Raw genomic sequence first — 13923 nt, 5'->3', positions numbered from 1 at the left:
GGCCGGATGGGAGGCTGCTTGCATGAACAAGGGTTACGTCCTCGCCCTGGACCAGGGAACCACCTCTTCCCGGGCCATCCTCTTCAACCGGGACGGCCGGCTCGTGGGGCAGGTGAACCATGAGTTCCGGCAGATCTACCCGCAGCCCGGCTGGGTCGAGCACGACCCCCGGGAGATCTGGTCCACCCAGCTGCGCGCCGTCCAGGACGTGCTGGCCCGCACCGGCGTCCGGCTGAGCGAGGTGGCCGCGATCGGCATCACCAACCAGCGGGAGACGACGGTGGTGTGGGACGCCGAAACCGGCGAGCCCGTGTACAACGCGATCGTCTGGCAGTGCCGCCGCACCGCCCCCATCTGCGCCGAGCTGGCGGCGCGGGGCTGGGCGCCGCGCATCCGGGAGAAGACCGGCCTGGTCATCGACGCCTACTTCTCGGGAACCAAAGTGAAGTGGATTCTGGACAACGTCCCCGGCGTGCGGGAGAAGGCGGAGCAGGGGCGGCTGCGCTTCGGCACCATCGACGCCTGGCTCATCTGGAACCTGACCGGCGGGCGGGTGCACGCCACCGACTACTCCAACGCCTCCCGCACCATGCTGTTCAATATCCACCAGCTCGCGTGGGACGAGGAGATCCTGCACGAACTCGGCATCCCGGCGTCGCTGCTACCCCGGGCCCTCCCCTCCAGCCACGTCTACGGGGAGACCGATCCCGCGGTGCTCGGCGCGGCCATCCCCATCGCCGGCGTGGCGGGGGACCAGCAGGCGGCGCTCTTCGGGCAGGCCTGCTTCCAGCCGGGCGATGCCAAGAACACCTACGGGACCGGCTGCTTCATGCTGATGAACACCGGCGACCGGGCAGTGCCGTCGGAGAGCGGTCTGCTCACCACCATCGCCTGGGGCATCGGCGACCGGGTGGAGTATGCGCTGGAGGGCTCGATCTTCATCGGCGGCGCGGCGGTGCAGTGGCTGCGGGACGAGCTCCGCTTCTTCGACCGCGCGGCCGATTCCGAGGCCCTGGCCCTCTCCGTCCCCGACTCGGGCGGGGTGTACGTGGTGCCGGCCTTCGTGGGCCTCGGAGCTCCGTACTGGGACATGTACGCCCGCGGCATCGTCGTGGGCCTCACCCGGGGCACGGGCCGGGCCCACATCACCCGGGCCACGCTGGAGTCCATTGCGTACCAGACCCGCGACGTGCTGGGGGCGATGGAGAAGGACTCGGGCATCCGGCTGAACCGGCTGAAGGTGGACGGCGGTGCCGTCGCCAACAACTTCCTCATGCAGTTCCAGTCCGACATCCTCGGCGTACCGGTCGAGCGGCCGAAGATCGCGGAAACCACGGCCCTGGGTGCGGCCTACCTGGCCGGCCTGGCGACCGGCTTCTGGCGCAGCCAGGCGGAACTGGCCGACAAGTGGGCCCTGGACCGGGGCTTCACCCCGGCCCTGCCGGCCGAGGAGAGAGAACGGCTCTACGCCGGCTGGCGACGGGCGGTGGAGCGCGCCCGGGGCTGGGCCGCCGAGTAGACACAGGCGCACGGAGAAGGCCGGGGGCCGAAGCCCCCGGCCTCAGGTTGAAGACAAAATCCGGGTAACCCCTCGCGGGTGCCCGGATTTTGTTGTACAATGGCAACATAAGCAGTATCTGGCGGTGGTGAATGCGGTGCTTCGGGAACATGGACATGCTCAGCGCAAGTATGAGCTCGTGCTGATCGAAGACTTGGTGCCCCAAGATCATTTGCTCCGGAAGATCCAAGCGATACTTGATACTGACTTCATCCGGGAACGCACGGCCAGGTTCTACAGCGACCGGGGGCGACCGGCCATCGATCCAGTAGTGCTGGTGAAGATGGAGCTCATCGCATACCTCTTCGGCATCCGATCGGATCGGCGTTTGGTCGAGGAGATCCGGGTCAACGTCGCCTACCGCTGGTTCTTGGGGTTGGGGCTTACCGATCCGGTCCCGCACTTCACCACGCCAGGTAAGAACTACAGCCGTCGGTGGAAGGACTCCGGCCTGTTTGAGGAACTGTTCGACCATGTCGTCAAGCAGGCCATTGATGCCGGATACATCGATGGTCGCATGATCTTCACCGATTCCAGCCACCTGAAGGCAAACGCCAACAAGCGTCGGATTGCCAAAGAAGGTACGAAAGGCGTTACCCTGGAGGACATCGCCAGAGCCCGGGAACGGCACCTGGCGGCTCGTCGGGCCGAACGGGAAGAGTGTGCGGCAAATGATGATACGGAGGATGGCTTACTGGCCGCAGTGAACGCTGACCGCGAGGCCCACGGGCTGAAGCCCTTGCCCGAACGCAAAGAAGACCCGCAGCCGGATCTGTCGGTTGACGAGATGACGGTCAGCCTGACGGACCCGGAAGCGGCGATGCTTCGCCGTGAGGGGAAGCCTGACGGGTTTCACTACCTGCAGCACCGCACCGTCGATGGTCGCCACGGCTTCATCCTCGACGTGCTCGTCACGTCGGCGGCGATGACCGACGCCCAGGTTTACCCCACGTGCCTTTCCCGTGTTGACCGGCACGGGCTGAAGGTCGAGAAGGTTGGAGTCGATGCCGGGTACAACACCTTGGAGGTTCTGCACCTGCTGTCCAAGCGAGGGATTCAGGCTGCGGTAGCGCATCGCCGTCACCCTTCGCCCAAGGAACTGATGGGCAAGTGGCGCTTCAAGTATGACGCTTCACGGGATGCCTACCGCTGCCCGGCCAAGCAGTGGCTGACGTACGTCACCACCAACCGTGACGGCTACCGAGTCTACCGATCCGATGCTTCGGTTTGTGCGTCGTGTCCACTCCTTGGCCAGTGTACTCGCTCCACCACGAAGCAGAAAGTGATCCATCGCCACCTCTACGAGCACCTGCGGGAAGAGGCGCGGGAGTTTGTGAAGACGGATGAAGGGCAGCGCCTCGCACAGCGTCGGCGGGAAACGGTAGAGCGCAGTTTTGCCGATGCCAAAGAGTTGCACGGTCTGCGGTATGCGCGATACAGAGGCCGAAAACGTGTGCAGCACCAGTGCCTGGTGTCGGCCCTGGCGCAGAACTTGAAGAAGCTGGCCCTCTTAGAGAGCCGGCGATCTTCGTATGCCTTGAGCGCCTAAGGATACCGGGAAAGACCCTCCGTTTCCCACTTCCCCAGCACCCAACTGAGGCAAATCCAGGCGAATTTCTGGAAGTACATACCAAGAAGCGCCTCCTGTGAGCCGCTGAGCGGCCACAAGAGGCGCCTTTGTCTGCAGCCTGAGGCCGGGGGCCGAAGCCCCCGGCCTCAAATCGTACCTGAGTACGAAGGAACCGGAAAAACCGCCGTCGTACAGGTTCTTGCGAGGTGAGGAAACTTTGGCAACCGTCTGCCGCGTCGACACGCTGTACCACTACCTGATGGGCGGTGACGAGAGCCTGCCCGGCATCCTCGACAAGGGCCTGCTGCCGGCCAGCGCCTTCCCCGAGTCCGAACGGTGGCAGAGGTTCGAGTCCTTCTACCGCTCCCTGTACGCCCAGTGGGCCGAGCCGCTCCTGGGGCCCTTCCGCAACTCGGGCGTCTACTTCACGCCCATCGACTTCCGGCTGCTCCCGGGCACCTACCTCCACCGGCGGACCCGCATCGCGGTGCCGCTGTCGGAAATCCCGCTGGAGCAGGCGGTGCTGACCTACGAACTGGACGGCCGGCGCACGGTGGTGCCCCTGACCGCCGAGGCGCTGGAAGAGGCGGCCGCGCTCTGGACGGCTGACCTGGTGCGGGCGTGGTACGCCCGCAACCCGAACATGTCCTTTTACTATGTTCCCCAGGTGGCGGTGTTCCCCGACGGTGGCATCGCCGTCCACACCGCCTGGGTGGAGCGGGCCCCTGCCGAGGCGTGACGCCGCGGGCGGCCGCCGTCACGGAGACGGATCGGCCGACGCCGGGAAGCGGGTCAGGCCCAGGTCGGTGGCCAGGGCGTCGAGTGGCACGTCGTGCGCTTCGGCGGGGAGCCGCTCCACCAGCTGAAACCCGTATCCCAGGCCGATCGCGGCCGCTCTCGCCAGCTGTGGCAGGAGCCGGTCGTAGTAGCCGCCGCCGTAGCCCAGCCGGCGGCCCCGGCGGTCGAAGGCCACACCCGGTACGACTACCAGGTCCACCGCGCGCGGGTCCTCCTGCGGCAGGTCGGGCCGCGGTTCCGGGATGCCGTAGGCGCCCCGGACGAGCTGTTCCGGCGTGCCGTCCCACCGGTGGAGCCGGAGCCCGCGCTCGGCCCGTTCCACCCGCGGCAGCAGGAGCCGCTTCCCCGCCTGACGGCCGGCCGCGGCCAGGGCAGCGGTGTCGACCTCCCCGCGCACGGGGATGTAGAGGAGTACCGTCCGTGCACGGGCCCACTCCGGCGCGGCGAGCACCGCCCGCTGGGCCCTCCCGCTCAACCGGGCGCGCTCGGCCGGATCCAGGGCCTGTCGGGCGGCGATCATCCTGCGACGAAGCTCCTGCTTGCTGAGATCCACGCCGAACGCCTCCCTGGTGCAGGCAACATGGCAAAGGCCGGGCATTCGCCCGGCCCTCTTCTACTTTATGCCCAGGAAACCCTCCAGCCACTCGACGGAGTACCGGCCCTCCCGGAACTCGGACGACGCCAGGATGCGCTGGTGGACCGGCACCGTGGTCTTGATGCCCTCCACCCGGAACTCGGCCAGCGCCCGCTGCATCTTGGCGATGGCGTCGCTCCTGTCCTCGCCCCAGACGATGATCTTGCCCACCAGCGAGTCGTAGAACGGCTTCATCTGGTAGCCTGGGTAGAGCATGCCGTCCCAGCGGGTCCAGGGGCCGCCGGGGATCTCCAGGGCCGTGACCGTCCCCGTCGAGGGGTACAGCTTGTTGTCGGGATCCTCGGCGTTGACCCGGCACTCGATGGCGTGGCCGCGAATCACGATGTCCTCCTGCTTCCACGGCAGGGGCTCGCCGGCCGCGACGCGGATCTGGGCCTTGACCAGGTCGATGCCCGTCACCGCCTCGGTCACCGGGTGCTCCACCTGAATCCGGGTGTTCATCTCCAGGAAGTAGAACTCCCCGGTCATCTCGTCGTAGATCATCTCCACCGTGCCGGCGTTGTCGTAGCCCACCGCCCGGGCGGCCCGCACGCCGGCCTCCCGAATCCGCTGCCGGGTCTCCTCGGGAAGGAACGGAGCCGGCGCCTCCTCCAGCATCTTCTGCCGGCGCCGCTGGATCGAGCACTCCCGCTCCCCCAGGTGGATGATGTTGCCGTGCTGGTCGCCCAGCACCTGCACCTCGATGTGCCGCCCCACCTGGATGTACTTCTCCACGAACACGGCGGCGTTGCCAAAGGCCGCCCCGGCCTCGCTGGCGGCCTTCTGCAGGGCCTGCACCAGCTCATCGGGGCTGTTGGCGATGCGGATGCCCCGGCCGCCGCCGCCGGCCGTCGCCTTCACCATCACCGGGTAGCCGATCTCCTCCGCGACCCTGAGGGCCTCGGCCTCGCTCTCCACCACACCGTCCGAGCCGGGGATGGTTGGCACCCCGGCCTTCTTCATGAGGGCCTTGGAGGCGTCCTTCATCCCCATCGCCCGGATCGCCTCGGGGTGGGGCCCGATGAAGGCGATGTTCCACTGGCGGCAGGCCTCGGCGAAGAACGGGTTCTCCGCCAGGAAGCCGTAGCCGGGATGGATGGCATCCGCCCCGCTGGCCGTCGCCGCGGTGATGATCGCCGGCACCGAGAGGTACGACTGGTTGGAGGGCGCGGGCCCGATGTAGTGGGCCTCGTCGGCCATGCGCACGTGCAGCGCCTCCCGGTCGGCCTCGGAGAACACGGCCACCGTCTTGATCCCCAGCTCCCGGCAGGCCCGGATGATCCGGATGGCGATCTCGCCCCGGTTCGCGATCAGAACCTTCTTGAACATGCTCTGCGCTCTCCCTCCCTGCTCTGGCGTCCGCTAGCGGATGCGTGCGCCGAACTGCGCCCGGGTCAGGTGCGCCTGCACCACGCCGGCCTTCGCCCAGCCGCTGGCCGCCGGCCCGTTCCCCCACGCCGTCGCCGCGGGCTCAATGGAACGGATCGCAAAACTGCCCACGGGCTGATCCATCGCCGCCGAGATGGCGGCGGTGATGACCGCCACCACCTCTGCCGGCAGCTGGGCTCGCCACGGACCTGCCATCAGCCGATCACCACCAGCGGGTCGTTCATCGAGACCGACGTGCCCTTGCTCACCAGGACCTGCTTCACGGTCCCTGCGTAGGGGCTCGTGATGTCGTTCTCCATCTTCATGGCCTCCAGCACCGCCACCACGTCGCCCTCACGCACCTGCTGCCCCACCTGCACCGGCACGCTGACGATCATGCCGGGCAGGGGCGCGCAGACCGCCTTGCCCTCCGCGGGAGCGGCGCCGCCGGAGGCCGCAGGCTGGGCCGCCGGGGCGGGGGCCGACGCCGCTGCGGACGCAGGCGCGGCCGCGGGGGCAGGCGCAACGGCGGCCGGGGGCGCCGCCATTACAGGCGGCGCGGCCGGGGCCGCAGCCGACGCCGCGGGGGAGGGTCCGGCGGCCGCGGCGATGCCCGCGGGACCCGGTGCCGCAGGGCTGAAGCCGGCCCCGGCGGCCGGGGTCAGTTCCTCCACGTCCACGTTGTAGGTCACGCCGCCGATGGTCACCCGAAACCGTCTGGTCATCCGCCATCCTCCTTTGACCGCTTACACCGGGAAGTTGCCGTGCTTTTTCGCCGGGCGGGACTCCCGCTTCGTCCCCAGGGCCTGCAGCGCCCGGGCCAGCATCGGACGGGTCCGGCGGGGATCGATGACCGCCTCGACGAATCCGCGGCCGGCGGCGTTGTACGGGGTGTTGAACTTCTCCTTGTACCGGGCGACCCACTCCGCCCGGGCCGCCTGGGGATCCTCCACCTCGGGGCCCGGCTTGAACAGGATGTTGGCCGCCCCGTCCGCACCCATGACCGCGATCTCCGCGGTGGGCCAGGCGACCGTGAAGTCGGCGCCCAGGGACTGGGCGGACATCGCCAGGTAGGCGCCGCCGTACGCCTTCCGGAGCACGACCACCAGCTTGGGCACCGTCGCCTCGCAGTACGCGTACAGCAGCTTGGCGCCGTGCCGGATGATGCCGCCGTGCTCCTGGGCGGTGCCGGGCAGGTAGCCCGGCGTGTCCACGAAGGTGATCACGGGGATGTTGAAGGCGTCGCAGAACCGGATGAACCGTGCCGCCTTGTCGGAGGCGTTGATGTCGATGCAGCCGGCCAGCACCCGCGCCTGGTTGGCCACGATGCCCACCGTCCGGCCGCCGAGCCGTGCGAAGCCCACGACCATGTTCATGGCCCAGCCGGGCTGCACTTCCAGGAAATCGCCGTGATCGACGACGGCGGTGATCACCTCCCGCACGTCGTACGGCTTGTTGGGGTTCTCCGGGACCACGTGGAGCAGCCGCTCCTCCATGCGGTCGACGGGGTCGGTCAGCGGCCCCGGCGGCGGGTCGTCCACGTTGTTGGGCGGCAGGAACGAGAGCAGCCGCCGGACGGCTGCCAGGCAGGAGGGCTCGTCCGGCGCCCGGAAGTGGGCCACCCCGGACTTCTCGGCGTGGGCCCGGGCCCCGCCCAGGTCCTCGTGGGTCGTGGCCTCGCCGGTGACGGCCTTGATCACCTCGGGGCCGGTGATGTACATGTAGCTGGTCTTGTCCACCATGAAGATGAAATCCGTCAGACCGGGCGAGTAGACGGCGCCGCCGGCGCAGGGCCCCATGATGACCGAGATCTGGGGGATGACGCCGCTGGCGAGGGTGTTGTGATAGAAGATCCGGCCGTAGCCGTTCAGCGCGTCGATGTGCTCCTGGATCCGGGCGCCGCCGGAGTCCTGGATGCCCACGATCGGGCAGCCGGCCTTCATCGCCATCTGCTGCACCTTCACGATCTTCTGGGCGTGCATCTCCCCCAGCGAGCCGCCCATCACCGTGAAGTCCTGGGAGAAGGCGTACACCGTGCGCCCGTCCACGGTCCCGAAGCCGGTGATCACCCCGTCGGCGGGGGTCTCCCGCTGGTCCATGCCCAGCTCCGTGCCGCGGTGGCGCACGTGCAGGTCGATCTCCACGAAGGAGCCGGGGTCAAACAGGAGTTCCAGCCGCTCCCTGGCCGTCAGCTTCCCCTGTTCCTTCCGCTTGGCCAGGGCCTTCTCCCCACCGCCCAGGCGGAGCCGCGCCTCACGGCCGTGAAGCTCCGCCACCAGGTCCTCCATGCTCACGCTGCCATTCACTCCCCACGTGCTGCACCAGCTCGGTCAGCACGCCGCCCGTCGACCTGGGGTGCAGGAAGCAGACCAGTGCGCCGTGGGCGCCAGGGCGGGGCTCCTGGTCGACGAGCTCCATCCCCTGCGCCCGGGCCTCCGCCATGGCGGCCCGGATGTCGGCCACCCGGTACGCCACGTGGTGCAGCCCCTCCCCGCGCCGCTCGATGTGCCGGGCGATGGGCCCGTCCGGCGCGGTCGACTCCAGCAGCTCCACGCGCGCGCCGCCTGCGGCGAAGAAGGCCACCCGCACCTTCTGCGCCGGCACCTCCTCAACGCCCTCGAAGCGCAGCCCCAACCGGTCCCGGTACAGCGCGATCTGCGCCTGCAGGTCACGGACGGCGATGCCGATATGATCGATCTCCATCATCATAGCATGTACCCCTTCTTATGACCAGATCCTAATAACCAGATCCTAAAATCGGGTGCTAACCTGCGCCGTCATGCCGGCTGGAGCCGCTGCCGGATGAACTCCACCGCGGCCCGGGTGGGCGTGCCCGGGGTGAAGACCTCGGCGATGCCTGCGGCCTTCAGCGCGGGGATGTCCTCCGCCGGGATGACCCCGCCGGCCAGGACCAGCACGTCGTCCAGCCCGCGCGCCCGGAGGGCCGCGACCGTCCTGGGCAGCAGGGTGTTGTGAGCCCCGGAGAGGATCGAAAGCGCGACCACGTCCACGTCCTCCTGCAGGGCGGCCTCGGCGATCTGCTCCGGGGTCTGGCGCAGGCCGGTGTAGATCACCTCGAACCCGGCGTCCCGGAACGCCCGGGCCACCACCTTGGCGCCGCGGTCGTGGCCGTCCAGGCCCGGCTTGGCGACGAGCACGCGAATCGTGCGCATGGTCTACAGCTCCTCCGTCGGATGGTATTCGCCGAAGACGTCCCGGAGGACGTCGCAGATCTCCTGGAGCGTGGCGTAGGCCTTGACGGCCTCCAGGATGGGAGGCATCAGGTTGTCGGTCCCGGCAGCCGCCGCCCTGAGGGCCGCCAGCGCCCGGCCGACGGCCGCCTGATCCCGCCGGGCCTTCACCTCCGCCAGCTTCCGCCGCTGGGCCTCCTGCACCGCCGGGTCGACCCGCAGCAGGTTGGTCGGCGCCGGCTCCTCCACCTGGAACCGGTTGACGCCGACAACGACCCGCTCGCCGCTCTCCACCTGCCGCTGGTACTGGTAGGCCGCCTCCTGGATCTCCCGCTGCATGTAGCCCCGCTCGATCGCCCGCACGGCGCCGCCCATCTCGTCGATCTTCGCGATGTACGCCATCGCCTGCCGCTCGATCTCGCCGGTGAGGTGCTCGACGTAGTACGAACCGGCCAGCGGATCGATGGTCGCCGTGGCGCCGCTCTCATACGCGATGATCTGCTGCGTGCGCAGGGCCACCCGCACCGACTCCTCGGTGGGCAGGGCCAGGGCCTCATCCCAGGAGTTGGTGTGCAGCGACTGGGTACCCCCGCACACGGCCGCGAAGGCCTGGAGCGTCACCCGCACGATGTTGTTCATCGGCTGCTGCGCCGTCAGCGTGGATCCGCCGGTCTGGGTGTGGAACCGCAGCATGCAGCTCCGGGGGTCCTGCGCCTTGAACCGCTCCCGCATGATCCGGGCCCACAGGCGCCGGGCGGCGCGGAACTTGGCGACCTCCTCGAAGAAGTCGTTGTGGGCGTTGAAGAAGAAGGAAAGCTGCGGGGCGAACGTGTCCACCGCGAGCCCCGCGCGGATGGCCGCCTCCACGTAGGCGATGCCGTTGGCCAGGGTGAACCCCACCTCCTGCGCCGCGGTGGCGCCGGCCTCCCGGATGTGGTAGCCGGAGATGGAGATGGTGTTCCAGCGGGGGACCTCCCGGGCGCAGTAGGCGAAGATGTCCGTAACCAGCCGCATCGAGGGCGCGGGCGGGAAGATGTAGGTGCCCCGGGCGGCATACTCCTTCAGGATGTCGTTCTGGATCGTCCCGGTGAGCTGGACGGGCTTCACACCCTGCTTCTCCGCCACGGCGATGTACATGGCCAGCAGCACCGCCGCAGGGGCGTTGATGGTCATGGAGGTGGAAACCTTGTCCAGGGGGATGCCCTCGAAGAGGGTCTCCATGTCCGCCAGCGTGTCGATGGCGACGCCGACCTTTCCAACCTCGCCCTCCGCGTACGGGGAGTCGGAATCGTAGCCGATCTGGGTGGGCAGGTCGAAGGCGACGGAGAGGCCGGACTGGCCGTTCTCCAGGAGGTAGCGGTACCGCCGGTTGGACGCTTCGGCGGTGCCGTACCCCGCGTACTGGCGCATGGTCCAGAAGCGACCCCGGTACATGGTCGGCTGCACGCCCCGGGTGAAGGGGTACTCGCCGGGGAACCCCAGGTCGCGCAGGTAGTCGACCGGCACATCGGCCGGCGTATACAGCCGCTGCACGGGGATGCCGGAGTTGGTGGTGAACGTCTCCTTCTGCTCGGGGAAGCGGGCAAGGGCAGGCGTCACGGTCTCCTTGTGCCACCGCTCCTGCTCGGCCCCGATGCGGTTCGGGTCGCTGGACAAGGGTCATCACCTCTGCTTCGCGCGGAATGGGGACGCCATTGTAGTTACTCTTTTCACATATGACCTACGAGCCGATCTACGGCGAATATTCCTTAGTGTTCGGCGCAGAGAGAATGGTTCCTCCTGGAATAAAGGGAAAGGCCACCTCGGGGCAGACCCGAGGTGGCTCTCTCTTCTATTCACGCCGCTCAGGCCGGCTCCTCGATCCGCCCGACCTGGTCCAACATCGCATTCAACTCTGCAGCCGTGGCGGGGTCGATCAGGTTAGCCCGCAGTGCCCCACCGAGCTTCACACGGAGGGAGGCCGCCGCACAGCGGGCCGAGAACTGGCCGTCCCTCGCGGCAACGTGGGGAATGGATTCGACTTGGTACCGCAGCCAGACCGCGAGAGACATCGGGACGTCTGATCTTTCACGCGCCCTGCTCACCATGCGCCCGCTCATCTCTGACGCCACCTTTCCTGGGCTTTTACCCTATACACGCACGCGGTGGGCAAAAGGTTCGATACGCGCCGACCAAGTCTCGGCCGACCCGCCGGAACCGTGGTTCCAGCGGGTCGGCCGCACGCAGGCCACCTGCCGGGAGCTGCGCCCGGGCGCTACTCGGCGGAGCCGCTCGACAGGATCACCAGCTCGGTGGTGCTGCGCAGCTTGCTCCCAAAGTACACCATGATCTTGAAGATCCCGCCGTTGCGCATCGCCGCAAACTGGGCAGTGTCCAACGGTAGCACGTAGATGCCATCCTCGTAGCGGATGGGATTGCCGTAACCGAACCCCGCGACGAGGGCATTCGTAGCACCATCCCGCACCCGCACGGCAACGGTCCGGTCGAACAGGTTGCCCGAGCAGTCGCCCCAGCGGAACTGGATCACGTAGACCTCGCCAGCCACGGCGGTGTCACCCGGCTGCGGCTTGATCCACGTCACCCCCAGGCCGCCCGCGTCAGGCGGGTTCGTGGTGTAGGTCTTCTCGGGGCCGCCCTCGGCCCAGGCGCCTCCGCCGTCGCGGGCCCGCACCGCAATCGTATAGCTGGTGCTCGGGGTCAGGCCCGTCAGATCCACCGAGGTCTCGGTGGTCTCAGCGTAGACGTCGCCGTTGACGTAGACGAAGTAGGTCAGATTCTGGCCGGAGGCCGGATCCCACGAGAGCGTCACGACACCGCAGAGTTCGACGATGTACAGGTCGGCATCCTCAGGCCAGTGGGGCGGCGCGTAGTCCTCATCGCAGGCGTCGCCGATGCCGTCACCGTCGCTGTCCTCCTGGCCCGGGTTCGGCGTCAGCGGGCAGTTGTCCGCGTCATCCGGCACGCCGTCGTTGTCGTCGTCCTCATCGCAGGCGTCCCCGATGCCGTCCCCGTCGTTGTCCTCCTGGCCCGGGTTCGGCGTCAGCGGGCAGTTGTCCGCGTCATCCGGCACGCCGTCGTTGTCGTCGTCCTCATCGCAGGCGTCGCCGATGCCGTCCCCGTCGCTGTCCTCCTGGCCCGGGTTCGGCGTCAGCGGGCAGTTGTCCGCGTCATCCGGCACGCCGTCTTCATCGGTGTCCGCGGGCTGATCCACGAAACTGCCAGCCTTGATGAACACCGCCGAGTCGTACAGGCCGTCGGCCACGTCCGCGATGGCCAGCTTCAGCGTGTTCGCCTGACCCGGAGCGACGCTGGCCTGGATGGACAGGACCACGGTCAGCCCGTCCATCTCGACGTTCAGGTGGCCGTCGGCGTTGTTGATGTAGTAGGCCCTGTTCTTGTTCAGGTTCACGTTGTTGATGGACACGAAGTCGTCGGACCCGGGAATGGTCGCGACGTTCTGGCCGTTGACGAAGAAGGCGAAGACGTCGTTGTACTTCTTACCAACCCACTCGTTGTACTCCTCCGAGGAGAAGACGTACTGGAACGAGATCACGTCGTTCTCAGGAATGAAGTGGATCGTCAGCACGGCGGCGTCCTCGGTGCGATCCGGCACCAACTTGTCGAGGTCCCTGTCACCGCTGTAGTCGCCGAGCAGCCAGTCCAGGCAGCCGAGGAAGAACGAATGGTAGCACCAGTTGGTCGTGGTGTCGGGGTGCTGGTTCGGGCCCTTCACGTCGACCGCTTTGCCGGTGCTGAGGACGATGCCCTCGTCAAAGCCGATGATGTCTTCCCCGCCGCTGAAGGACCCGAATGCGGCGTCCATGCCCTTGTAGGAAACACCCGTGATGGTGATGCCGGAGCCAACCAGGGCCCGCGCGAGATCCTCGGCGCTGGTCATCGGCGAGACGGTAAGGCCGCTGGCCATCGCGCGGAGGCCGCTCTCCGGAGACTTCTCCGTGCCCGTGCGATCCGACGGCTGCCCGGGCGGCAGCGGGCCCGGAACCTCCAGGTCCTCAAGCCCCGGCGGAAGCGGCTCCTGCGCCGCAGCAAGGGGGGCGAACGAGAAGGTCGTCCCCACGACCAGCGCCCCGGAAACCAGCCAGGCGGTGAGCTTGCGCAACAGACGCGCCATGATCGCTTCCCTCCCCCTCCGTTAGTTGTTCCGGAGCTGCTCGGCGTGGGCGCTGAAGGTAACCTTGATCGTCGTGCCCTGGTACGCGTCACCCGCATCCAGCGGGAAGGAGACCAGGATTCCGATCGACGCCAGGTCGCCCGGAGCCAGCTCGATGGGCGTGGGGAACGACATGCCGCTGCCGAGGAACTCGGCCAGCTTGCCCGAGTAGATCAGGGTTGCCTCGGGGTTAAGCACGTGGCCGTCCTCGTCCAGGTACAGGTCGTCGTAGATCTTCACGTCCAGCGCGCCGGCGAGGACCTCGTCGCCCGCTTTAAGCTCCGCCGTCATGCCCGTCAGCTTCACATCCAGGGTGCCGACGTTCTCGATCTGGAAGCCGCGGTGGTGCGCGTCACCCGGGGCCCAGAGGCCGGTCGGAAGCAGCCCTTCCTGCCCGTCGTGGGTCACACCGTCCGACGCGCCGTCGATGTAGAACATGGGCCCCCGGACCGTGTCGTTCACCCGTTCACCATCGATTCTCACCGTGCCGGCCACCAGTTCATGGCTGCCGCCCTCCCGGCTGTCGGTGAAGAGGGCAAAGGTGACGCCCACGCCGGCAAGCGCCGTGACCAGGACAAGTGCGGCCGCCATCACCCATGTGCGAATCACCGGATCTTCCCCTCCTTTGTCCTG

12 protein-coding genes and 3 pseudogenes are annotated in these 13923 nt (G+C 68.1%); 3 read left to right on the top strand and 12 right to left on the bottom strand.

What is annotated here, in order from left to right; translation table 11 throughout:
- Positions 1 to 22: 22 nt before the first annotated feature.
- The 3 genes from glpK (at position 23) to STH_RS06085 (ending at position 3867) form a co-directional block, all read left to right on the top strand.
- Complete coding sequence (gene glpK / locus STH_RS06095) at positions 23 to 1519, top strand: glycerol kinase GlpK (protein ID WP_011195326.1); 1497 nt, start codon at positions 23 to 25, stop codon at positions 1517 to 1519.
- A 136-nt stretch (positions 1520 to 1655) separates the two neighbouring features.
- Complete coding sequence (locus STH_RS06090; protein WP_043713291.1) at positions 1656 to 3107, top strand: IS1182-like element ISSyth2 family transposase; 1452 nt, start codon at positions 1656 to 1658, stop codon at positions 3105 to 3107.
- A gap of 238 nt (positions 3108 to 3345) precedes the next feature.
- Positions 3346 to 3867: a hypothetical protein gene (locus tag STH_RS06085; RefSeq protein WP_011195324.1), complete on the top strand. Its 522-nt coding sequence runs from the start codon at positions 3346 to 3348 to the stop codon at positions 3865 to 3867.
- Between the two features lie 18 nt (positions 3868 to 3885).
- On the opposite strand, the gene STH_RS06080 is transcribed toward STH_RS06085, so the two are convergent.
- The 12 genes and pseudogenes from STH_RS06080 to STH_RS06030 form a co-directional block, all read right to left on the bottom strand.
- The gene (locus tag STH_RS06080; RefSeq protein WP_011195323.1) at positions 3886 to 4479 is read right to left on the bottom strand and encodes a 5-formyltetrahydrofolate cyclo-ligase; all 594 of its coding nucleotides are present in this window, start codon (positions 4477 to 4479) and stop codon (positions 3886 to 3888) included.
- Between the two features lie 60 nt (positions 4480 to 4539).
- A complete protein-coding gene (gene accC, locus STH_RS06075; protein WP_011195322.1) occupies positions 4540 to 5889 on the bottom strand; it encodes an acetyl-CoA carboxylase biotin carboxylase subunit in 1350 nt (449 codons plus the stop codon).
- Between the two features lie 33 nt (positions 5890 to 5922).
- Positions 5923 to 6144 (bottom strand): hypothetical protein, encoded by a 222-nt coding sequence (locus tag STH_RS06070; RefSeq protein ID WP_043713594.1) that lies wholly within the window; start codon positions 6142 to 6144, stop codon positions 5923 to 5925.
- Positions 6144 to 6653, bottom strand: coding sequence for a biotin/lipoyl-containing protein (locus tag STH_RS06065; RefSeq protein ID WP_043713591.1), 510 nt, complete (start codon positions 6651 to 6653; stop codon positions 6144 to 6146). Before STH_RS06065 ends, STH_RS06070 begins: the two co-directional genes overlap by 1 nt.
- Before the next feature lie 21 nt (positions 6654 to 6674).
- Complete coding sequence (locus STH_RS06060; RefSeq protein WP_011195320.1) at positions 6675 to 8216, bottom strand: acyl-CoA carboxylase subunit beta; 1542 nt, start codon at positions 8214 to 8216, stop codon at positions 6675 to 6677.
- A complete protein-coding gene (gene mce, locus STH_RS06055; RefSeq protein WP_011195319.1) occupies positions 8182 to 8637 on the bottom strand; it encodes a methylmalonyl-CoA epimerase in 456 nt (151 codons plus the stop codon). Before mce ends, STH_RS06060 begins: the two co-directional genes overlap by 35 nt.
- Positions 8638 to 8705: 68 nt before the next feature.
- On the bottom strand, positions 8706 to 9101 hold the full coding sequence (locus STH_RS06050) for a cobalamin B12-binding domain-containing protein (protein ID WP_011195318.1): 396 nt from the start codon (positions 9099 to 9101) through the stop codon (positions 8706 to 8708).
- 3 nt (positions 9102 to 9104) lie between these two features.
- Positions 9105 to 10775, bottom strand: a complete 1671-nt coding sequence (locus STH_RS06045) for an acyl-CoA mutase large subunit family protein (RefSeq protein ID WP_011195317.1) — start codon at positions 10773 to 10775, stop codon at positions 9105 to 9107.
- A gap of 598 nt (positions 10776 to 11373) precedes the next feature.
- Positions 11374 to 12033: pseudogene (locus STH_RS19915) on the bottom strand (fibronectin type III domain-containing protein); the annotation flags it as partial.
- A 12-nt stretch (positions 12034 to 12045) separates the two neighbouring features.
- Positions 12046 to 12315 (bottom strand): annotated as a pseudogene (locus STH_RS19910) (thrombospondin type 3 repeat-containing protein); the annotation flags it as partial.
- A gap of 27 nt (positions 12316 to 12342) precedes the next feature.
- Positions 12343 to 13017, bottom strand: a pseudogene (locus tag STH_RS19905) (choice-of-anchor L domain-containing protein); the annotation flags it as partial.
- A 255-nt stretch (positions 13018 to 13272) separates the two neighbouring features.
- Positions 13273 to 13899, bottom strand: coding sequence for a hypothetical protein (locus tag STH_RS06030; protein ID WP_043713583.1), 627 nt, complete (start codon positions 13897 to 13899; stop codon positions 13273 to 13275).
- Between the last annotated feature and the right edge of the window lie 24 nt (positions 13900 to 13923).

This window comes from Symbiobacterium thermophilum IAM 14863, assembly GCF_000009905.1.
Taxonomy (GTDB): domain Bacteria; phylum Bacillota; class Sulfobacillia; order Symbiobacteriales; family Symbiobacteriaceae; genus Symbiobacterium; species Symbiobacterium thermophilum.
Note: the sequence above shows the minus strand (reverse complement) of the source record. Positions and strands in the feature narration are given on the sequence as shown.

Coding starts and splice junctions, on each gene's coding strand:
- mce (WP_011195319.1), bottom strand. CDS start 8,637: ATGATGATGGAGATCGATCATATCGGCATCGCCGTCCGTGACCTGCAG.
- STH_RS06070 (WP_043713594.1), bottom strand. CDS start 6,144: ATGGCAGGTCCGTGGCGAGCCCAGCTGCCGGCAGAGGTGGTGGCGGTC.
- glpK (WP_011195326.1), top strand. CDS start 23: ATGAACAAGGGTTACGTCCTCGCCCTGGACCAGGGAACCACCTCTTCC.
- STH_RS06065 (WP_043713591.1), bottom strand. CDS start 6,653: ATGACCAGACGGTTTCGGGTGACCATCGGCGGCGTGACCTACAACGTG.
- STH_RS06050 (WP_011195318.1), bottom strand. CDS start 9,101: ATGCGCACGATTCGCGTGCTCGTCGCCAAGCCGGGCCTGGACGGCCAC.
- STH_RS06060 (WP_011195320.1), bottom strand. CDS start 8,216: ATGGAGGACCTGGTGGCGGAGCTTCACGGCCGTGAGGCGCGGCTCCGC.
- accC (WP_011195322.1), bottom strand. CDS start 5,889: ATGTTCAAGAAGGTTCTGATCGCGAACCGGGGCGAGATCGCCATCCGG.